The sequence below is a fragment of the Pararhodobacter aggregans genome (assembly GCF_003075525.1).
Lineage (GTDB): Bacteria > Pseudomonadota > Alphaproteobacteria > Rhodobacterales > Rhodobacteraceae > Pararhodobacter > Pararhodobacter aggregans.
Genome location: NZ_QDDR01000010.1, coordinates 147,397 through 165,860 on the forward strand (window position 1 = coordinate 147,397; position 18,464 = coordinate 165,860).

Below are 18,464 nucleotides of genomic sequence, written 5' to 3' on the forward strand. Positions count from 1 at the left end.
GGTCTTGGCGGCGTCTCAGGCCTGGGCGAAGCGCTTGGCCTGTTCGGCGAACTCGGACCCCGGCGCCAGCTCGAACTGGCCACGACGCGAGCGCTGCATGGTGCCCTGCCGCATCAGGAGGCCAAAGGTCCGCAGCAGATTCTCGCGCGAGCGGGTCATCGGCTGGCCGGTCGAGACGACATGGCGCATGACCTGCGGGCGGCTGAATTCCTCCAGCCCCTCGACATGGGTGACATAGGCCGCGGCGGCCTCGGTCAGCTCGGCCAGCGTGGTCAGATGCATCGGCCCGACGAAATCGCCGAAGGCCTTGCCGCGGGGCGCGGGGGTCACCACCGCCTCCTCGTCGAACAATTCCTCCATCGCCAGCGCGCCGGTGTTGATGCGGCGCGGGCGCACCAGCTCGGTCTCGGCCGGTTTGTCGATGCGCTGCTCGCTGACCAGGACCAGCGGCGGCTGGGCGTTGCGCGGACGTTCGGTGCGATGCACCTGCGGGCGGGCCGGACGGCGCGGCGCGCCCTCGTCGGCGGGCTCGTCGGCGCCACGGCGGACCGAGCGCTCCAGATCGGCGCGGTAGCGGGCGATCTCGTCGCGTTCCTCCTGTTCGGCGTCACGGGGGGCACCCGCTTCTTCCTCGGCGCGGGTGGCGACGACGGCGGCCTTGAGATGGCTCAACGTCGACTGGCGGCGCTGCGCCTCGGCGCCCGACAGCGCGCTGTCGGCCTGACTGATCAGCCGGTCGACCGAGGCGTCGGCCGCCTCGCCGCGCAGCAAGGCGCGGCGTTCGTTCTCGGCCCGGCGGGCGGTTTCGGCCTCGCGCTCGACGGCGGCGAGTTCGGCGACCAGCGCGGCTTCCTCTTCGGCGGTGAGGCCGGTCTCGCCCAGCGCTTCCGCCACACGGCGTTGCAGGGCGTCGTCGTCGGTCAGCGGTTCGTCGTCGTCGATGACCTCGGCGTCGGCCTCGGCCCGATCCGCGGCCTGAGCGGGCGCGGGGGTGTCGTCTTCCTCGTCATCCTCGTCGGCGAAACCCTCGGTGGCGAAGGCCGAAGCCGTCGATTGCACGGGTGCCGGGGGGGCCGCAGGCGCCGGGGTGGGTTCGCTGGTCACCGCCTGCGCGGCCAGCGCCGCGCGGACGGCGGCCGAGACATCGCTGCCGGAGCCTTGCGGCGCCGCGGCGGTTTCCGATTGCGGCGCGGGCTGGGGCGCGGGCTGGACCGGGGTGCTGCGCACCACGACGACCCGGCGAACCGGACGCTCGGCCGGCGCCGCACCGTCGCGCTTGGCGATCTCGGCGCGGATCTCGTCCTCCAGCTTGCGGCGCTCGGCGGCCAGGCGCTCGCGCTCGGCATCAGCGGCTTCGGGGGCAGTTGCCTCGGCCTCGGGGGTCTGGGTCTCCGCCGTGCGGCGCTCCAGCGAAGCCAGAGCCGCCGCCTCGATCGCCGCAAGCTCCGCTGTCGCCCGCGATTCCTGCTCGGCGGTGAGGCGGTCGGCTTCCAGACGAGCCGCTTCTTCAGCCGCCAGACGTTCAGCCTCCAGACGTGCCTCTTCCTCACCCGCCAGACGCTCAGCCTCCAGACGAGCCGCTTCCTCGGCCGCCAGACGCTCCGCTTCCAGACGAGCCGCTTCCTCAGCCGCGAGACGCTCAGCCTCCAGACGAGCCGCTTCCTCGGCCGCCAGACGCTCCGCTTCCAGCCGAGCCGCTTCCTCAGCCGCCAGACGCTCAGCCTCCAGCCGAGCCGCTTCTTCAGCCGCCAGCCGTTCCGCTTCCAGACGAGCCTCTTCCTCCGCAGCGAAACGCTTAGCCTCCAGACGGGCCTCTTCCTCAGCCGCCAGACGCTCCGCTTCCAGACGGGCCTCTTCCTCAGCCGCCAGACGCTCAGCCTCCAGACGAGCCTCTTCCTCGGCCGCCAGACGTTCGGCCTCCAGACGTGCCTCTTCCTCAGCCGCCAGACGCTCAGCCTCCAGCCGCGCCGCTTCCTCAGCCGCCAGCCGCTCCGCTTCCAGACGGGCCTCTTCCTCAGCCGCCAGACGCTCCGCTTCCAGACGGGCCGCTTCGTCGAAAGCCAGACGCTCGGCCTCCAGACGGGCCGCGTCCTCGGCGACCAGACGGGCCTCTTCCGCATCCGCCTCGGCCTGCGCCGTCGGCGCCTCGTCCTCCTCCTCGTCGAAGAGCGGCGCCTCGGGGGTCAGGGCGAGCGGCGCGGGCGCTGCCTCTTCCTCGGTCCCGTCCTCGTAGTCGCGGACCCGGGCCACGGCGGCGCGGATGCGCTGCAGCTTGGCCGAGATGCCGGAAATCGATCCCGCCTCGTCGCGCTCGGCCAGACCCGCGGCGGCCATCGGCGCCGAGACCATCGACGCGGCGGCGGCCACCGGCGCTGCGGCAGCGGGGCGCTGGTGCATCGTCGCCCGCGGCATCGGGGCTTCCTCGGCCGCCTCGATCTGCGGACGGAGAATCACGCCATTGTCCTGGATCTTGGCCTCGACCCGGCGCTTGATCTCGCGCTCGGCGATCTTGTGCAGCATCTCGGCGTCAGGCGTCGGCGGCTCGGCGCCGAAATAGCGATCCTCGGCGGCAAGGTCACGGAAATACTCGGCAATCGCCTTCATCGTGTCGAAAGGCTCGTCAAAACCCTCCAGCGTGCACGAGAAGGTGCCATAGGACACCGTCAGAATTTTGCTCGGACCGACCATAGGAATTCGTCCCTTGTTCATACTCCGGTTCACCATGCCTGCGTCGACGGTACCTCAGTAAGGAGCCCAGAAGGTAATTTCTTGATCGGATTATGGCCATGCTTGCGCTTGGCTGCCCCAATTGACAAGAACAACGCATGGCGCGCGCATTTGCAAAACCCCTGGGGATCACGCTTGTGGGAGGCGGCGGCACCGATGCCGCAAGCCTGTCGCGGGCCCTGAGCATCGCCCCCTCGCTGGTGGGCGTCGATGGCGGCACGGATGCGGCGCTGGCCCTGGGCTTCACGCCGGAGCTGGCCCTGGGCGATTTCGATTCGATCTCCGAGGCGGCGCGGGCGACGCTGGGCCCCGACCGACTGCGCCACGATCCCGATCAGGAGACGACCGATTTCGACAAGGCGCTGGCGCTGACCCGGGCGCCACTGATCCTGGGCGTGGGCTTCACCGGCGGGCGGCTCGACCATACGCTGGCGGCGATGTCGACGCTGGCGCAGAACCCGGACCGGCGGGTGATCCTGGATACCGGGCATGATCTGGTGCTGCTCTGCCCGCCGCATCTGGTGCTGGATCTGGCGGCGGGGACGCGCGTCTCGCTCTACCCGCTGGCGCCGGTCCGCTGCGGATCGAGGGGGCTGCAATGGCCGACCGATCCGCTCTCTTTCGACCCGCTGGGCCGGATCGGCACCTCGAACGCGGCAACGGGCGGGCCAGTGACGCTGACCCCCTCGGCGCCCCGGATGCTGCTGCTCTTGCCGCCCGGGACGCTGGCGCCCCTCAGCGCCGCGCTGCGCGCCGCGCCGACCTGGCCAGCACCTGCTCGCGGGCAATGATATAGAGGCCCGAGGCGACGATGATCGCGATCCCGGCCCAGCTGAGCCGGTTCGGCCAATCGCCGAAGAACAGCCAGCCGAAGAGCACGGCATTGACGATCTCCAGATAATGCAGCGGCGCCAGCGTGGCCGAGGGCGCCCAGCGCAGCGCATAGGTCATCGCCATATGCGAGACGCTGGCGGCGAGCCCCACGCCCATCAGCCAGAACCAGATCTGCGGCGCGGGATTGGTCAGCATCAGCCCTTCCAGCCCCAGCCCGTGGCCCAGCGCCAGCGCCGGCAGCATCAGCAGCGTGCCCATCCAGGCGGTATGGAATTGCATCGCCTCGGGCGGGACCTCCTGCGCGACGCGGCGGGTCAGCAGCATGTAGAAGGCGAAGAACAGCGCCGTCGCCAGGGGATAGAGCGCCACCACCCCGAAAGCCGCGAAATTCGGCTGAATGACCAGCAGCGCCCCCAGAAACCCCACGACCGAGGCCGCGATCCGCCGCGGGCCGACCTGATCGCCGAACAGAAGCGCCCCCAATGCCAGCAGGATGAACGGCTCGATGAAGACGATGGCCAGCGCATCGGCCAAAGGCATCTCGCGCACCGCGCCGACGAAAGCCGCGGTCGAGCCGATCAGCATCAGCGAGCGCCAGATGTTGAGCCAGACCAGCCGTCGGCTCAGCCTGAGCGACTGGCCCAGCACCAGCACGACGGGCGCCATCAGCACGGCCTGAAAGACCATGCGGAAGAAGGTGACCTGGGCGATCGACACCTCCTGCGAGGCGATCTTCGACGAGACGTCGATCAGGGGAGCGATGGCGCAGAAGGCCAGCATCATGACGATGCCGAGGGGCACGCGATCGGAAGACAGGGTCGGGGTCAGGCTGCTCATGCCACGGGGCTACGCGCTGGCCGCAATGCCGTCCACTCCGTTTGCGACATGCCGGGCAGGTTCTTGACCCCGGGCGGGATCGGCGAGTGACTGCCGGGGCAGGATGGCCGCGCAGGGCGGCCGCTCCCTGCCTCTGGCCGCCTGCCGGGCTTCACCTTTTCCAACCTCACCTCGGCCGACTTTCCCGTCCGCCCGCCTCATCCTTCCACAAATCGAACAAACGTCCCTGCCCCGAAAAACGTCTGACCTTCCGCCTTCTTTGTTCGTCAAATATCCTCAGGGGGGTCCGGGGGGCAGAATGCCCCCCGGCTTCCGGCGCCCGAGGCGCCCGCGTCAGCGGGGAACGAGGGCGAAATCCCTCAGCAGTTCGGCACGTTGACCGCCAGCCCGCCCAGCGCGGTTTCCTTGTATTTCTCGCTCATGTCGGCGCCGGTCTGGCGCATCGCCTCGATGCAATTGTCGAGCGGCATGAAATGCACCCCATCGCCGCGCAGCGCCAGCGAGGCCGCCGAGACCGCCTTGATCGCCCCCAGCCCGTTGCGCTCGATGCAGGGCACCTGCACCAGCCCCTTCACCGGGTCGCAGGTCATGCCCAGATGATGCTCCAGCGCGATCTCGGCCGCATTCTCGACCTGCTCGGGCGTGCCGCCCATCACCGCGCAGAGCCCCGCCGCCGCCATCGCCGCGGCCGAGCCGACCTCGGCCTGGCAGCCGCATTCGGCGCCGCTGATGCTGGCGTTGTGCTTTATCAGCCCGCCGATGGCCGCCGCGGTCAGCAGGAAATCCTCGATCTTCTCGCGCGACGCGCCCGGCACGTGGTCGAGGTAATAGCGGATCACCGCCGGCACCACGCCCGCCGCGCCATTGGTCGGCGCCGTCACCACCTGGCCGCCGGCCGCGTTCTCCTCGTTCACCGCCATGGCATAGACCGACATCCAGTCGTTGATCACATGCGGCGCGGTCAGGTTGAGGCCGCGCTCGGCGATCAGCGCGTCATGGATCCCCTTGGCGCGGCGGCGCACCTTCAGCCCGCCCGGCAGGATGCCATCGGTGACCAGCCCGCGCTCGATACAGGCGTCCATCACCGCCCAGATCCGGGCGATCCCCGCCGACAGCGCCGCCGGGTCGCGCCGGGTCAGCTCGTTGGCGCGTTTCATCGTGGCGATGGACAGGCCCGAGTCGCGGGCCATGGCCAGCATCGCCTCGGCGCTCTCGAAGGGGAAGCGGATGGGCGGGCCCTTGGGGCCGCTGGCCGCGCCGTTCATCTCGGCCTCGGTCACCACGAAGCCGCCGCCGATGGAGAAATAGGTCTCTTTCAGGATCACGTCGCCCTGGCCGTCGGTGGCCATCAGGATCATGCCATTGGCATGGCCGGGCAGCGCCGGGCCGTAATCGAAGATCAGATCGGCCTCGGGGTCGAAGCGCAGGGGCGGCAGGTCGGGGGGGCTGACGGTTTTCGTCGCCCGGATCTCGGCCAGCACCGCCTCGGCCCGCTCGCCGTCGTAGCTTTCGGGCAAAAACCCGGCCAGGCCGAGGATCACCGCCCGGTCGGTGGCATGGCCCACGCCGGTGAAGGCGAGCGAGCCGTGCAGCGAGGCGCGCAGCCCCGCCGCCTGGAACGGCGAGCCGCGCAGCCGGTCGAGGAACCGGCCCGCCGCGACCATCGGCCCCATCGTATGCGAGGACGAGGGGCCGACGCCGATCTTGAAGATGTCGAAGACGGAGAGGAACATGGGGAAAGGCTCCGCGAGGGTTTCGCGAAGCCTAGCCATCGCGCCCGGAACCGGACGCCCGCCAGCGACCCCTCGCCCGCCGATTGCGGCTTGAGCGCGGGTCAGAAGGCCTCGGGCCGGACCTCGCGCGCCATATGGTCAAGGACGGCGTTGACGAATTTCGATTCCTTGCCTTCCGGGAAGAAGGCCTGGGCGATCTGCACGAATTCGGTGATGATGACGCGCGGCGGCGTCTCGGTCTCGACCAGTTCGGCCCCGGCGGCGCGAAAGAGGGCGCGCAGCGTCGGGTCGATACGGGCAATCGGCCATTTGGCGACCAGCGCCCGGTCGGTCAGCTGGTCGATGGTGCCCTGCTGGTCAACGGCCTTGTCCACCAGCGTGCGGAACAAGGACACATCGGCCTCGACCCAGGTCTCGTCCTCGCCTTCGGCGCCGATGCGGTAATTCTCGAATTCGGCGCGGATCTTGTCGACGGTCTGGCCCGAGCTTTCCATCTGGAAAAGCGCCTGCACGGCGTAGAAACGCGCCGCCGAGCGCAGCGCGCGTTTTTCCTGCGCGCGTTGGTCCTTGGCGGTGGTCATGCCTTGGCTCCCCCGTCGGCCAGCTGGATCGTCTCGCCCAGCGGACGGAAGCCGACCGCGCCTTTCGGTTTGCCCCAGCGCTGTTGCAGCGCGATGAGATGCAGCGCGGCGGCCGCAGCGCCGCCGCCCTTGTCCTGCTCACCGGCGCGAACCGCAGCCTGTTCGTGGTTCTCCACGGTCAGGATGCCGTTGCCGAGGCAGCAGCCCTGCAGCGACAGCAGCGTCAGCCCGCGCGAGCTGTCGTTGCAGACGGTGTCGTAATGCGTGGTCTCGCCGCGGATGACGCAGCCCAGCGCGACGAAGCCGTCGAAATTGGCCATCCGCCAGGCCTGGCTGATGGCCGCCGGAACCTCCAGCGCGCCGGGGACCTCGATCAGGTCCCAGCTGCCGCCGGCCTCCTCGATGGTCGCCTTGGCCCCGGCGATCAGGTCATCGGCGATGTCGCGGTAATAGGGCGCGACGACGATCAGCAGTTTCACCGGCTTGTCGAAGCGCGGCAGCGGCAGGGTGTAGTGGCTGGCTCCGGCCATGGCTCACTCCTTGGGGATGGGGCGGGTGCCCGCGATATGAAGGCCGTAAGCCTCGAGCCCGACCACGCGCGGGGTCGGCGAATTGGTGACCAGCGTCAGTTCGTGCAGGCCCAGCGCGGCGAGGATCTGCGCGCCGAGCCCGTATTGGCGCAGGATCTGCGGCGAGGTGCCCTCGTCCAGCGCCAGTTTCATGGCGGTGTCGCGCAGCAGGACCACGACGCCCCGCCCCTCGGCCGCGATGAGCCGCATGGCGCCGCGCAGATCGCCCGCATGGCCGTCGCCGATGCCCAGCACGTCCTCCAGCGGGTTCATGGCATGCATCCGCACCAGCACCGGATCGGCCGTGGTCAGGTCGCCCATCGACAGCACGACATGCTCGGCGCCCTGCGTCTGGTCGGTGAAGACCCGCATCAGCCAGTCGCCGCCATGCACCGAGCTCACCGCCCGCTGCGCCGTCTCGCGCACCAGGTTGTCGTGGCGGCGGCGATAGGCGATCAGGTCGCTGATCGTGCCGATCTTCAGGTTGTGCTTCTGCGCGAAGGCGATCAGGTCCGGCAAACGGGCCATGTCGCCGTCGTCCTTCATGATCTCGCAGATCACGCCCGAGGGGTTCAGCCCCGCCAGCCGCGAGATATCGACCGCCGCCTCGGTATGCCCGGCGCGGACCAGCACCCCGCCGTCCCGCGCGCGCAGCGGGAAGATGTGGCCGGGCGTGGCGATATCGGCGCCGGTTTTCGACGGGTCGATGGCCACGGCCACGGTGCGGGCGCGGTCATAGGCCGAGATGCCGGTTGTCACGCCCTCGCGCGCCTCGATCGAGACGGTGAAGGCGGTCTCGTGCCGCGAGGCGTTGTTGGTGGACATGAGCGGCAGGCCCAGCGCGTCGATCCGGTGGCCCGGCATCGACAGGCAGATCAGGCCGCGGCCATGGGTGGCCATGAAATTGATCGCCTCGGGCGTGGCCATCTGCGCCGGGATCACCAGATCGCCCTCGTTCTCGCGGTCCTCGTGGTCGACGAGGATGAACATGCGGCCGTTGCGCGCCTCGTCGATGATCTCTTCGATCGACGAGATGGCGTCGCGCCAGTTTTCCTCGACGGGGCCGGGCTTTTCGTAGTCCATCGCGCGCTCCTTGGCTTCAGGGGTGCAGATAACCCAACGAATGCCCCTGTGAAAGGGGGAGGCGGCCCTGCAAACGCGCGATGACGCAGCGGTCCCTGCCCCGCGCGACAGACGAAACGGGGACGCCGCGTCAACCGGCAGGGGAAACGGTGCGGACCCGAACAGCTTGCGGGAGGCGGCGCCAGACGGCAGAGTGCAATCCGTTCAATCTGTTACGGTAATGTTGGAAGACGCGAATGCAGGGTTACACGATCGCCGCCTATCATCTGGCAACCTATAGCTGGGCGCTGTGCTACATCGCGCTGATCTACCGGGGGTTCAAGGACAAATCCTACGGCATGCCGATTGTGGCGCTGTCCCTGAATCTGTCGTGGGAACTGGTCTTTGCCCTCTTCATCCCGCCCTATGGATCGGCCGATGCCGGCCTCATCCCCCATGGCGGGCTCAAGGCGCAGATCATCTTCCTGATCTGGGCAACGCTGGATCTGGTGATCCTCTATACCTATTTCCGCTACGGCTATCCCTATTTCCAGAAGAGCTATGGCATCAGCAAGGCGACATGGCTGGCCTTCACCGCCGGGCTTATGGTGTTTTCCTTCGCGCTGATGCTGACGGGGGGCGATTTCTTCCGCCAGTTCACCCTCTATTTCAACAACGACCAGATCGAGGGCGCCAAGCTCATCGCCTTCGGCCAGAACGCGCTGATGTCGATCTCGTTCATCGCCATGTATTACCTGCGCGGCAACACCGACGGGCAGAGCTTCACCATCGCCTGGACGAAATGGATCGGCACCTCGATGACCGGGGGGATCATCTATATTCTCGACCGCGGCTCGGACGGGGCCTTCGTCATCACCTTCATCGCCTGCGTCTTCGTCTGCGACGTGTATTACATGCAACTGATCTACCGGGCGTTGAAGCGGCAGGGGATCAACCCCTGGAAACGCTTCTGACCTAAAGGCCCAGGCTCGCCGCCAGATGGTCGGCCTGCGCCTTGACGATGCGGTGGCCCTCGTCGATGCATTCGGCGGCGCGGTGGAATTCGATCACCGTGACCCCGGGCAGCCGCGCGCCCAGCAGCACCTGCGGCGGATCGCCCGCCAGCCGCGAACGGCGGATCTGGTCGGACATGATGTCGATCGTGGCGTTGACCAGCGCCATGTAGGAGGGCGCGGCGGGGGCGGGTTCGCCCGGTGCCTCGCTGCCCAGAAACGCGCGCAACCCCTCGGGCAACAGCGCGGCGAGGTCGGGCTTCGGCTCGGGCTCGTCATAGAATCCGGCGCTGACGGCGGCATTGGGATTGACCGCGATCACCGATTCCGCGCCCAAGGCCCGCGCGGCCGAGACCGGCACCGGGTTCACCACGCCGCCGTCGATCAGCCAGCGCCCGTCCAGAAGCTCGGGCTTCAACACGCCGGGGATCGAGACCGAGGCGCGGATCGCCGGGATCAGCGGCCCCTGCCTGAGCCAGATCTCGCGCCCGTGGCGCAGGTCGGTGGCGATGGCGACGAAGGGGCGGGCCAATTCCTCGATCGTCTCGGGCAGGCCGAGGCCGCGCAGCATGGTCAGGATCCCCTGCCCGCCGACCAGCCCGGCCCCGGGAAGGCCGATGTCGATCAGCGGCAGCATGGAACGCATGGTCAGCCCGCGCGCCCAATCCTCCAGCGCGTCGAGCCGCCCCGCCGCATAGGCCGCGCCGACCAGCGCCCCCATCGAGGAACCGGCGACGACCTCGGCTTTGAGGCCCATCGCCTCCAGTTCGCGCAACACGCCGATATGGCACCAGCCGCGCGCCCCGCCCGAGCCCAGCGCCAGCCCGATCACCGGTTTCGCCATGGTCTGCTCCTCATGCCTGTCCGAAGAGACGTTCCAGCACTTTCAGCCCCTCGTCCAGCTTTTGCCGGTCTTCCGGCGTCAGGGGGGCCAGCAGCGCCTCGGTCGCCTGCTCCATCTCGGGGCGGATGCGGTTGAAGGCGCGCCTGCCCTTCAGCGTGAGACTGGCATGGGCCACGCGGCGGTCGGCGGCGTCGGTGCGCCGGGTCAGCCAGCCCTTGGCCTCGAGCGAGGCGAGCGCCCGGCTGACCTTGGTCTTGTGCGCCGGCACCCGCTCACACAACTCCGAGGCGGTCAGGCTCTCCGCTTCCGCCAGATTGACCAGCACCCGCCATTCCGGCCGCGTCAGATCGTGGCGGCGGCGATAGATGGCTTGGGTGTTTTCCGAGGTCAATTCGGCCAGAAGGTTCAGCCGATAGGGAAGATACCCCTTCAGAAACATGCGGATAGTCGTTCCCGTTGATAGTTACATTCTCAACTAATACCCTGTGCAAAGATGATTCGCATAGACAAGAAACGGGAGTGTGGCGGATGACCAAGAGCTTTGCCTCGGCCGGCGACATGGCGGAAAAGAAGATTTCGTTTACCGAAGTTGGCGAGGGCCTTTACGCCTTCACCGCCGAGGGCGATCCCAACACCGGCGTCATCATCGGCGACGACAGCGTGATGATCGTCGAGGCGCAGGCGACCCCGCGGCTGGCGCGCAAGGTGATGGAATGCGTGCGTTCCGTGACCGACAAACCGATCAGCCACCTCGTCCTGACCCATTACCACGCGGTTCGCGTGCTGGGCGCCAGCGCCTATGGCGCCCGGGAAATCATCATGTCGGACGTCGCCCGGTCGATGGTGGTCGAGCGCGGCCAGGAGGACTGGGATTCGGAATTCGGCCGCTTCCCGCGCCTCTTCCAGGGACACGAGGAAATCCCCGGCCTGACCTGGCCGACCACCACCTTCTCGGATTCCATGACCGTCTATCTCGGCAACCGCCGGGTCGACATTCTGCACCTCGGCCGCGCCCATACGGCCGGTGACGCCGTGGTCTGGGTCCCGGATCAGGAGGTGATGTTCACCGGCGACATCGTCGAATACCACTCGGCCTGCTATTGCGGCGACGGGCATTTCAGCGACTGGGAAGACACGCTGATGAACATCGCGGCCTACGAGCCGAAGGCGATCGCGCCGGGCCGTGGCGACGCGCTGGTCGGTGAAGAGATGGTGGCCAAGGCCCTGGAAAACACCGCCGATTTCGTCCGCTCGACCTATCGCCCGGTGCAGAAAGTGGCGGCCCGGGGCGGCTCGCTGAAGGAAGCCTGGGACGCGGTGCGCGCCGAATGCGACCCCAAGTTCAAGGAGTATGCGATCTACGAACATTGCCTGCCCTTCAACGTGGCGCGGGCCTATGACGAAGCCCGCGGCCTCGACACCCCCCGCATCTGGACCGCCGAGCGCGATCAGCAGATGTGGGCCGATCTGCAGGGCTGAGCCGATGCGCGATCCGTTCCTGACCATGGCCCTGAACAACGCCTGGGCGAATGCCACGCTGTTCGGGGCCATAACCGGGCTTTCGGAGGCGGCTTTCACGGCGCCGCGGCCGGGGTTCTTCCCCTCGCTCAAGGCGACGCTCAACCATATCTGGCTGGTCGACCTCTATTACCTCGACGCGCTGGAGGAAGGCGGCCAGGGCTACCGGATCTTCGACGAGACCCCGGAACAGACCTCGGTCGCAGGCCTCGCCGCCAGACAGGCCGCCGCGGACATGCGGCTGGCCAGGTTCTGCCAGCGGCTCACGCCCGATCTGCTGGACGCGCCGCGCATCACCCAGCGCCGTGACGGGCCGGTGACGGAACAGGTGGGGCCGCTGCTGCTGCACCTCTTCCAGCACCAGATCCACCACCGCGGACAGGCGCATACCATGATCGGCGACGCCGGGATCGCGCCGCCGCAACTCGACGATTTCCACCTGGAATTCGGCCGCGTGCCCAGCGCACAGGCCTATTTCGCCTGACGGAGGAGGGGCCATGACCGCCCAGACCAAGATTTTCGAGACCCCGCTCTACCCCTATGCCCGCCACCCCGATCAGGACGCGACAACACCCGCGCGCCACACGGCGGTGGTGGTCGGCGCGGGGCCGGTGGGGCTGGCGCTGGCCATCGACCTCGCGCAGATGGGCGTCGAGGTGCTGGTCATCGACGACAACGACAAGGTGAGTTTCGGCTCGCGCGCCATCTGCTTCGCCAAGCGCCCCTTGGAGATCCTCGACCGGCTGGGCTGCGGCGTGGAGATGGTCGACAAGGGCGTGGTCTGGAACCTCGGCAAGGTCTTCTTCGACGACCGCCAAGTGTACGAATTCAACCTTCTCCCGGAAAAAGGCCATAAATTCCCGGCCTTCATCAACCTGCAACAGTATTATTTCGAAGATTACCTCGTCGCCCGCGCCCGCGAGCTGCAGGCCGAAGGCGCGCCCATTTCCCTGCGCGGCAAGAACAAGCTGACCGCCATCGACCAGCAATCCGACCATGTGATGCTGGAGATCGACACGCCCGAAGGGCCGTACCGGCTGCGCGCCGACTGGCTGATCGCCTGCGACGGAGCCGGCTCGCCCGTGCGGCGGATGCTGGGCCTCGACTTCGTCGGCGAAGTGTTCCAGGACAACTTCCTGATCGCCGATGTGGTGATGGAGGCAGATTTCCCGACCGAACGCTGGTTCTGGTTCGACCCGCCCTTCAACCGCGGCCAATCGGCGCTTCTGCACAAGCAGCCCGACAACGTCTGGCGGATCGACTTCCAGATCGGCTGGGACATCGACCGCGAGAAGGAGCTGGACCCCGCCAATATCGACAAGCGGCTGAAGGCGATGCTGGGCGAGGACATCCAATACGAGCTGGAATGGTCCTCGATCTACACCTTCCAGTGCCGGCGGATGGAGAAATTCCACGACGGACGGGTGATCTTCGCCGGGGATTCGGCGCATCAGGTCTCGCCCTTCGGCGCGCGCGGCGCGAATTCCGGGCTGCAGGATACCGACAATCTGGCGTGGAAGCTGAAGCTCATTCAGGACGGGACCGCGCCCGAGAGCCTCCTCGACAGCTACGATGCCGAGCGCATCCATGGCGCGAAGGAGAACATCCTCAACTCCACCCGCTCGACCGATTTCATCACGCCGAAGTCGGAAACCAGCCGGATCTTCCGCGACGCGGTGCTGGACCTGTCGGAACGCCACGATTTCGCCCGGCCCTTCGTCAATTCCGGGCGGCTGTCGGTGCCCTGCATCTACGACGGCTCGCCGCTGAACACGCCTGACGCGCTGCCCGAAGGACCCGCCCGCGCCCGCCCCGGCGCCCCCTGCCCCGATCTGCCGCTGGCGGACGGATTCCTGCTGGAACGGCTGGGCGGCCGGACGGCGCCGCGCTTCCAGCTGCTGGCCATCGGCGTGGATGTTCCCGCCGACCTCGCCGTCCCGGGCCTCGACCTCGAGGTGATCGCGCTCGCCCCCGACGCCACTCCGGCGCTGACGGAACGCTATCTGGGCGAGGCCCAGACGGCGCTCTACCTGATCCGCCCCGACCAGCATGTCGCCGCTCGCTGGCCCGGCTTCGACCGCGCGCAGGTCGAGACCGCCCTCGCCCGCGCCCTCGGCAAGGAGGCCTGAGATGTCCCTGATCCTGACCCGCAACACCCCCCATGCCGACGACGTCTACCAGCGGCTGATCGACGCCCATGAGGGCAAGACCAAGGCCGAAAGCGACGCCTTCAACGCGCGGCTGATCCTGATCCTGATGAACCATATCGGCGACGAGACGGTCATCGCCGAGGCGCTGGCGGCGGCCGAGATCTGAGCGAGGCGCAGGGGGCACGCGCCGGGGGCCAGCCCCCGGACCCCCGGGATATTTGAGGAACAAAGATCAAGGTTAACAAAACCTTAACCGCCATCTTCGTGCTGCAAATATCCCACGGGGGTCCGGGGGTGTGAAACCCCCGGGGCCCGCCACGGGCGCCCGGCCCCGGCTCAGCGCATGCCGATCCCCAACTGCATCAGCCCCTTGCGGACCGGGGCCAGCGAATAGAGCGCGTTCAGCGCCGCGGCACGGGCGTCGCGCAGGGGGCGCGCTTCGATCATCGAGGCGCGGTTCAGCGCGTCCACCCCGGCCAGCCGAAGCGCCACCTCGGGCCAGCGGCGGCGCTGGTAGGCTTCGAGCGGTGCGGGCTCGCCCAGCGTGTCGGGGCGAGCGAGGTCGATCAGCGCGGTGAGGTCGCCCAAGCTCATGTTCAGCCCCTGCGCGCCGATCGGCGGCACGACATGGGCGGCCTCGGCCATCAGTGCCGTGCGCTGGCCGATGAAACGTTCCGCCTGCTGGGTGATGATCGGCCAGACGGTGAGCGCCGAGGCCTGTTCCAGCCAGCCGAAAAGCCCGCCGCTGCGGATGTTCATGGCGTGCGCGAAATCCTCGCGGCTCAGGGATTTCAGCCGGTCGACCTCGGGCCCCGTCTCCATCCAGACCACGGCCGAGCAGGGTTTGCCATCATGATCGGGCAGCGGCACCAGGGTGAAGGGGCCGCCCGAGCGGTGGACCTCGGTCGAGACATTGTTGTGCGGATCGGGGTGGGTGACGGCGAAGGCCAGCGCCTTCTGCCCGTAGCGGGTGGTCTTCACGCCGATCCCCAGCGCCTTGCGCACCGGCGAGTGGCGCCCGTCAGCGGCGACCACCAGCCTTGCGGTCACGCTGCTGCCGTCCGAAAGCCAGACCAGCGCCTCGCGGTCGCGGGTCAGCAGGCGTTGGGTGGCGACACCGGGGCGGAAATCGACCGCCGGCAGCTCGTCCAGCCGGGCCACGAACTCGCGCCGCAGCAGCCAGTTGGGCAGGTTCCAGCCGAAGGGCTGGGCCGAGACATCCGAGGCGTCGAAATCATGGACCACCCGTGCCACCGGCTCGGCCCCGCCCGCATCGACGATGCGCATGACCTGCAAGGGCATCGCATGGGGTTCGAGCCGTGCCCAGAGTCCCGCCGCCTGCAGGACCGGGATCGAGGGTTGCAGGAAGGCCGTGGTCCTGAGATCGGCGCCGGGCGCATCGCCCGAGGTCACCGGCGGCGCCGGATCGACGCAGATCACCGAATAGCCCGCCGCCCCGAAAGCGGCGGCTGCCGCGAGTCCCGCGACACCGCCGCCCGAAATCAGCACATCCACCGCTGTCTTCTGCATCGCTGCCTCCATCGTTGCGCCTTCCATAGCGCGTTCCGGCGGCGGGGGCGAGGCGACAGCGCGCCTCAGCCGCGGGTGATCAGCACCAGCATGACCACCATCAGGGGCGCGGCGACCACCGCCGGCAGGTAGAGGGCGGGCAGGCCGAAGAGGGTGATGGCGATGCCCCAGATCGAGACCAGCGCCAGAATGACATAGAGCGGGAAATCCGGGTCGCCATCGGTCCATTCGCGGGCCATCGCGCCAAGGATCGGCAGGCGATAGGCAAACGAGCGGCGGGCATTGGGGACGGCGATGTCGGCGCTGGCCATTGGTAACTCCGGGATAAAGGATTTACCGGGATATGGCTTTTGCCGGGCGTTCGGGCCATCGGGCGCGATGCCGCACTGCGGCAACGGGTCGCGCGCGCGCCGTTGTCGCAACCCGGGCGCTGCGGGCGGGGGGTGAGGCGCGTCAGCGCCGAGGGGGGAGGCCCCTCCCCCCTGCGCGGCCGCGGAACGCGCCGCGCCCTGCGACCCCTCAGCGCTTGCCGACGCGGGGTTCGGTGCCGGCCATCAGCCGGCCGATATTGGCGGCGTGGCGGAACCAGACCAGCGCCGCCAGCAGCAGCGCCAGCACGATCATGCTGGCCGGTCCCAGAACCCACAGCCAGACCGCCGCCGATGCCGTGGCGATCAGCGCCGAAGCCGAGGAGATGCGCAGCAGCGCGAAAGCCGCGGCCCAGGTGGCGCAGCAGGCCAGGCCCACCGGCCAGGCCAGCGCCAGCATTGTGCCGAGGAACGTCGCCACCCCCTTGCCGCCCCTGAAGCCCAGCCAGACCGGGAACAAATGCCCCAGGAACGAGGCCAGCGCCGCCAGCTGCGCCGCATCGGCCCCGGCGACGGCGCGGGCGATCAGCACCGCCACGCCCCCCTTGCCCGCGTCCAGCAGCAGCGTTGCCGCCGCCGCGCCCTTGTTGCCGGTCCGCAGCACATTGGTCGCGCCGATATTGCCCGAGCCGATCTTGCGCACATCGCCCAGCCCCAGCGCCCTTGTGATGACCACGCCGAAGGGGATGGAGCCCAAGAGATAGGCGCCGATGCCGATCAGGGCCAGCGCCAGGGGCGCGGTGGTGATCTCTGGCAGCATCAGGCGGCCTCGCGCTGATAGACCGGCGCACCGGCGACATAGGTGGCAAGGACCTTACCCTGCAGCCTCGCGCCGTCAAAGGGCGAGTTCTTGGATTTCGAGCGCAGCGTGAAACGGTCCAGCACGAAGGGCGCATCCGCGTCGAAGAGCACGAGGTCGGCGGGGGCGCCCGCCCCCAGCCGCCCGGCGGGCAGGCCCAGCCGTTTCGCCGGGTTGAGGCTGAGCGCGCGCCAGAGCTGCGGCAGCGTCAGGTGGCCGTTGTGGTAAAGCCGCAGCGCCGCGGGCAGCAGCGTTTCCAGCCCGACGGCGCCGGGCGCGGCCTCTTCATAGGGCAGGCGTTTCGATTCCTCGTCCTGCGGCGTGTGCATGGAGCCGATCACGTCGATCAGGCCCGAGGCCACGGCCTCGATCACCGCCAGCCGGTCGTCCTCGGACCTGAGCGGCGGGGTCAGCTTGAAGAAGGTGCGGTAATCGCCGACGTCGAAATCGTTCAGCGTCAGGTGGTGGATCGACACGCCCGCCGTCACGTCGAGCCCGTTCTTCTTGGCCCGCTCCAGCGCCGGCAGGGTGCGGGCGCAGGTGATCTGGTCGGCGTGATAGCGCGCGCCGGTCATCTCGATCAGCGCCATGTCGCGGTCAAAGCCCATCCGTTCGGCCATGGGCGAGACGCCGGGCAGGCCCCTGAGCGAGGCGAATTTGCCCGAGGTGACGGCGGCCCCGGCGGACAATCCCGGGTCCTGCGGGTGGCCCACGACCAGCGCATTCAGCGACCTTGCATAGGTCAGGCAGCGCGACAGCACCTTGGTATCGCGCGTCACCTTTTCGCCATCGGTGAAGGCCACGGCGCCCGCGTCCAGCAGAAAGCCGATCTCGGCCATCTCGCGCCCCTCGCGGCCGCGGGTCAGGGCGGCCATGTGGCGGACGTTGACCAGCGCCTCGACCCCGGCGCGGCGGGCAAGGAAATCCAACGCCTCGGGCGTGTCGGTGACGGGTGTGGTGTCGGGGCGGGTGATGAAGGTGGTGACGCCGCCCGCGGCCGCGGCCAGCCCCGCCGAGCGGTAGCTTTCCTTGTGCCGCGCGCCGGGTTCGCCGACATGGACGCCCCAGTCGACGATCCCCGGGGCGAGGCATTTGCCGCGCGCATCCAGGCGGGTCGCGCCTGCGGGGGCGGGCTGGTTCAGGGCGGCGATCTTGCCGTCGATGACGGTGAGACTGCCCTGGGCATCGGTCCCGGCCTCGGGGTCGATCAGCCGTGCGTTGTCAAAGTGAAGGATCATGCGCCCCGCCTCGGTTCCGCCCCGGCACGGGGCCCGGGCGGCTTATAGCGCCGGACGGCGGGCGGCGCTACCGGGGTTGTGCGGCCTCAGGGGCTTGGCGGACCGGCCCCCTGCCCGGTGCGCCGGGCGACAAGGCCCCGGATCATCCGCGCCGCGCCATGGGCATCCGCCAGCCCGGTCAGCCGCAGCGACTGCATGCCCTGCCCGTCAAGCCGCAGCCGGGCCGGGGCGACGGCGATGCGCCCGATCTCGGCCAGCGGCAGGCTGGCGCCCAGATCGGTGACGACGCGGCGGTCGGTGACGATCCAGCGGCTGCCCGCTGCCTGCGCCAGATGGGCCAGCCAAGCCAGCAGGAACGGCGCGAGGAACAGATAGGCCACCGCGGGCCCGGCGCCGAAGACCAGCTGTTCGGCCAGCGCCGCGGCCATGGTCACGGCCAGAAGAAACAGGGCCAGAATGCCCAGCACCCGGGGATCGGGGCGGATCTCGGTGAGGATCCGCTCCCCGGGGGCGAGGCTCAGCGCCGGTCGTCGGATGAGGAAGGCCTGCCGCACCGGCGCGAGGCCGGGCAGGCGCCACAGCAGCGCCAGCGCCAGCGGGACAAGGATCAGGATCTCGGCGGAGACAGAGGCGTTCATCGGACAAACCCTTTGCGTCAGCG

19 protein-coding genes are annotated in these 18,464 nt (G+C 68.9%); 6 read left to right on the top strand and 13 right to left on the bottom strand.

What is annotated here, in order from left to right:
* Positions 1 to 15: 15 nt before the first annotated feature.
* Positions 16 to 2,688: a hypothetical protein gene (locus DDE23_RS18260; RefSeq protein WP_107751960.1), complete on the bottom strand. Its 2,673-nt coding sequence runs from the start codon at positions 2,686 to 2,688 to the stop codon at positions 16 to 18.
* 137 nt (positions 2,689 to 2,825) lie between these two features.
* Between DDE23_RS18260 and DDE23_RS18265 the strand changes: the two genes are divergently transcribed.
* Positions 2,826 to 3,518, top strand: a complete 693-nt coding sequence (locus DDE23_RS18265; protein ID WP_107751961.1) for a thiamine diphosphokinase — start codon at positions 2,826 to 2,828, stop codon at positions 3,516 to 3,518.
* Here the strand turns inward: DDE23_RS18265 and DDE23_RS18270 are convergent.
* The 5 genes from DDE23_RS18270 to ribB all read right to left on the bottom strand — a co-directional run bounded on the left by DDE23_RS18270 (position 3,463) and on the right by ribB (position 8,364).
* Positions 3,463 to 4,398: a DMT family transporter gene (locus DDE23_RS18270; RefSeq protein WP_238150046.1), complete on the bottom strand. Its 936-nt coding sequence runs from the start codon at positions 4,396 to 4,398 to the stop codon at positions 3,463 to 3,465. The two genes, DDE23_RS18265 and DDE23_RS18270, sit on opposite strands and share 56 nt — an antisense overlap.
* Positions 4,399 to 4,757: 359 nt before the next feature.
* Positions 4,758 to 6,131 carry an L-serine ammonia-lyase gene (locus DDE23_RS18275; RefSeq protein WP_107751962.1) on the bottom strand — a complete coding sequence of 458 codons (1,374 nt, stop codon included), beginning with the start codon at positions 6,129 to 6,131 and terminating at the stop codon, positions 4,758 to 4,760.
* Positions 6,132 to 6,232: 101 nt separating this feature from the next.
* Entirely contained in the window at positions 6,233 to 6,712 is a 480-nt protein-coding gene (nusB, locus tag DDE23_RS18280; RefSeq protein ID WP_107751963.1) for a transcription antitermination factor NusB, read from the bottom strand.
* Positions 6,709 to 7,242, bottom strand: coding sequence for a 6,7-dimethyl-8-ribityllumazine synthase (locus DDE23_RS18285; RefSeq protein WP_107751964.1), 534 nt, complete (start codon positions 7,240 to 7,242; stop codon positions 6,709 to 6,711). The genes nusB and DDE23_RS18285 overlap by 4 nt, the downstream gene beginning before the upstream one ends.
* A 3-nt stretch (positions 7,243 to 7,245) precedes the next feature.
* Complete coding sequence (gene ribB / locus DDE23_RS18290; RefSeq protein WP_107751965.1) at positions 7,246 to 8,364, bottom strand: 3,4-dihydroxy-2-butanone-4-phosphate synthase; 1,119 nt, start codon at positions 8,362 to 8,364, stop codon at positions 7,246 to 7,248.
* Positions 8,365 to 8,600: 236 nt separating this feature from the next.
* Between ribB and DDE23_RS18295 the strand changes: the two genes are divergently transcribed.
* Positions 8,601 to 9,317 (top strand): transmembrane-type terpene cyclase, encoded by a 717-nt coding sequence (locus DDE23_RS18295; RefSeq protein WP_107751966.1) that lies wholly within the window; start codon positions 8,601 to 8,603, stop codon positions 9,315 to 9,317.
* 1 nt (position 9,318) lies between these two features.
* Here the strand turns inward: DDE23_RS18295 and DDE23_RS18300 are convergent, their stop codons facing one another.
* Complete coding sequence (locus DDE23_RS18300; protein WP_107751967.1) at positions 9,319 to 10,200, bottom strand: patatin-like phospholipase family protein; 882 nt, start codon at positions 10,198 to 10,200, stop codon at positions 9,319 to 9,321.
* Positions 10,201 to 10,210: 10 nt separating this feature from the next.
* Entirely contained in the window at positions 10,211 to 10,639 is a 429-nt protein-coding gene (locus DDE23_RS18305) for a MarR family winged helix-turn-helix transcriptional regulator (RefSeq protein ID WP_107751968.1), read from the bottom strand.
* 89 nt (positions 10,640 to 10,728) lie between these two features.
* Here DDE23_RS18305 and DDE23_RS18310 point away from each other — a divergent pair, with 89 nt between their 5' ends.
* From DDE23_RS18310 to DDE23_RS18325, 4 genes are read left to right on the top strand one after another with little or no spacing between them, the layout of a single operon-like run.
* Positions 10,729 to 11,679, top strand: coding sequence for an MBL fold metallo-hydrolase (locus tag DDE23_RS18310; RefSeq protein ID WP_116548250.1), 951 nt, complete (start codon positions 10,729 to 10,731; stop codon positions 11,677 to 11,679).
* Between the two features lie 4 nt (positions 11,680 to 11,683).
* Positions 11,684 to 12,202 carry a DinB family protein gene (locus DDE23_RS18315; protein WP_107755099.1) on the top strand — a complete coding sequence of 173 codons (519 nt, stop codon included), beginning with the start codon at positions 11,684 to 11,686 and terminating at the stop codon, positions 12,200 to 12,202.
* Positions 12,203 to 12,215: 13 nt separating this feature from the next.
* Positions 12,216 to 13,847 (top strand): FAD-dependent oxidoreductase, encoded by a 1,632-nt coding sequence (locus tag DDE23_RS18320; protein ID WP_107755098.1) that lies wholly within the window; start codon positions 12,216 to 12,218, stop codon positions 13,845 to 13,847.
* A gap of 1 nt (position 13,848) precedes the next feature.
* Positions 13,849 to 14,034, top strand: a complete 186-nt coding sequence (locus DDE23_RS18325) for a DUF2783 domain-containing protein (protein WP_107755097.1) — start codon at positions 13,849 to 13,851, stop codon at positions 14,032 to 14,034.
* A 170-nt stretch (positions 14,035 to 14,204) separates the two neighbouring features.
* Here the strand turns inward: DDE23_RS18325 and DDE23_RS18330 are convergent, their stop codons facing one another.
* The 5 genes from DDE23_RS18330 to DDE23_RS18350 all read right to left on the bottom strand — a co-directional run bounded on the left by DDE23_RS18330 (position 14,205) and on the right by DDE23_RS18350 (position 18,441).
* Positions 14,205 to 15,398 carry a UbiH/UbiF family hydroxylase gene (locus DDE23_RS18330; protein WP_107755101.1) on the bottom strand — a complete coding sequence of 398 codons (1,194 nt, stop codon included), beginning with the start codon at positions 15,396 to 15,398 and terminating at the stop codon, positions 14,205 to 14,207.
* Between the two features lie 65 nt (positions 15,399 to 15,463).
* Entirely contained in the window at positions 15,464 to 15,709 is a 246-nt protein-coding gene (locus DDE23_RS18335) for a hypothetical protein (RefSeq protein WP_107755096.1), read from the bottom strand.
* A gap of 208 nt (positions 15,710 to 15,917) precedes the next feature.
* Positions 15,918 to 16,523, bottom strand: a complete 606-nt coding sequence (gene plsY / locus DDE23_RS18340) for a glycerol-3-phosphate 1-O-acyltransferase PlsY (RefSeq protein ID WP_420330172.1) — start codon at positions 16,521 to 16,523, stop codon at positions 15,918 to 15,920.
* Positions 16,524 to 16,525: 2 nt separating this feature from the next.
* Positions 16,526 to 17,803, bottom strand: coding sequence for a dihydroorotase (pyrC, locus tag DDE23_RS18345; protein WP_107755094.1), 1,278 nt, complete (start codon positions 17,801 to 17,803; stop codon positions 16,526 to 16,528).
* Positions 17,804 to 17,889: 86 nt separating this feature from the next.
* Complete coding sequence (locus DDE23_RS18350) at positions 17,890 to 18,441, bottom strand: hypothetical protein (RefSeq protein ID WP_107755093.1); 552 nt, start codon at positions 18,439 to 18,441, stop codon at positions 17,890 to 17,892.
* Between the last annotated feature and the right edge of the window lie 23 nt (positions 18,442 to 18,464).

What these genes read in the sequence shown, in the direction of transcription:
- DDE23_RS18260 (WP_107751960.1), bottom strand. Translation starts at nt 2,688, where the DNA reads ATGGTCGGTCCGAGCAAAATTCTGACGGTGTCCTATGGCACCTTCTCG.
- DDE23_RS18265 (WP_107751961.1), top strand. Translation starts at nt 2,826, where the DNA reads ATGGCGCGCGCATTTGCAAAACCCCTGGGGATCACGCTTGTGGGAGGC.
- DDE23_RS18270 (WP_238150046.1), bottom strand. Translation starts at nt 4,398, where the DNA reads ATGAGCAGCCTGACCCCGACCCTGTCTTCCGATCGCGTGCCCCTCGGC.
- DDE23_RS18275 (WP_107751962.1), bottom strand. Translation starts at nt 6,131, where the DNA reads ATGTTCCTCTCCGTCTTCGACATCTTCAAGATCGGCGTCGGCCCCTCG.
- nusB (WP_107751963.1), bottom strand. Translation starts at nt 6,712, where the DNA reads ATGACCACCGCCAAGGACCAACGCGCGCAGGAAAAACGCGCGCTGCGC.
- DDE23_RS18285 (WP_107751964.1), bottom strand. Translation starts at nt 7,242, where the DNA reads ATGGCCGGAGCCAGCCACTACACCCTGCCGCTGCCGCGCTTCGACAAG.
- ribB (WP_107751965.1), bottom strand. Translation starts at nt 8,364, where the DNA reads ATGGACTACGAAAAGCCCGGCCCCGTCGAGGAAAACTGGCGCGACGCC.
- DDE23_RS18295 (WP_107751966.1), top strand. Translation starts at nt 8,601, where the DNA reads ATGCAGGGTTACACGATCGCCGCCTATCATCTGGCAACCTATAGCTGG.
- DDE23_RS18300 (WP_107751967.1), bottom strand. Translation starts at nt 10,200, where the DNA reads ATGGCGAAACCGGTGATCGGGCTGGCGCTGGGCTCGGGCGGGGCGCGC.
- DDE23_RS18305 (WP_107751968.1), bottom strand. Translation starts at nt 10,639, where the DNA reads ATGTTTCTGAAGGGGTATCTTCCCTATCGGCTGAACCTTCTGGCCGAA.
- DDE23_RS18310 (WP_116548250.1), top strand. Translation starts at nt 10,729, where the DNA reads ATGACCAAGAGCTTTGCCTCGGCCGGCGACATGGCGGAAAAGAAGATT.
- DDE23_RS18315 (WP_107755099.1), top strand. Translation starts at nt 11,684, where the DNA reads ATGCGCGATCCGTTCCTGACCATGGCCCTGAACAACGCCTGGGCGAAT.
- DDE23_RS18320 (WP_107755098.1), top strand. Translation starts at nt 12,216, where the DNA reads ATGACCGCCCAGACCAAGATTTTCGAGACCCCGCTCTACCCCTATGCC.
- DDE23_RS18325 (WP_107755097.1), top strand. Translation starts at nt 13,849, where the DNA reads ATGTCCCTGATCCTGACCCGCAACACCCCCCATGCCGACGACGTCTAC.
- DDE23_RS18330 (WP_107755101.1), bottom strand. Translation starts at nt 15,398, where the DNA reads ATGCAGAAGACAGCGGTGGATGTGCTGATTTCGGGCGGCGGTGTCGCG.
- DDE23_RS18335 (WP_107755096.1), bottom strand. Translation starts at nt 15,709, where the DNA reads ATGGCCAGCGCCGACATCGCCGTCCCCAATGCCCGCCGCTCGTTTGCC.
- pyrC (WP_107755094.1), bottom strand. Translation starts at nt 17,803, where the DNA reads ATGATCCTTCACTTTGACAACGCACGGCTGATCGACCCCGAGGCCGGG.
- DDE23_RS18350 (WP_107755093.1), bottom strand. Translation starts at nt 18,441, where the DNA reads ATGAACGCCTCTGTCTCCGCCGAGATCCTGATCCTTGTCCCGCTGGCG.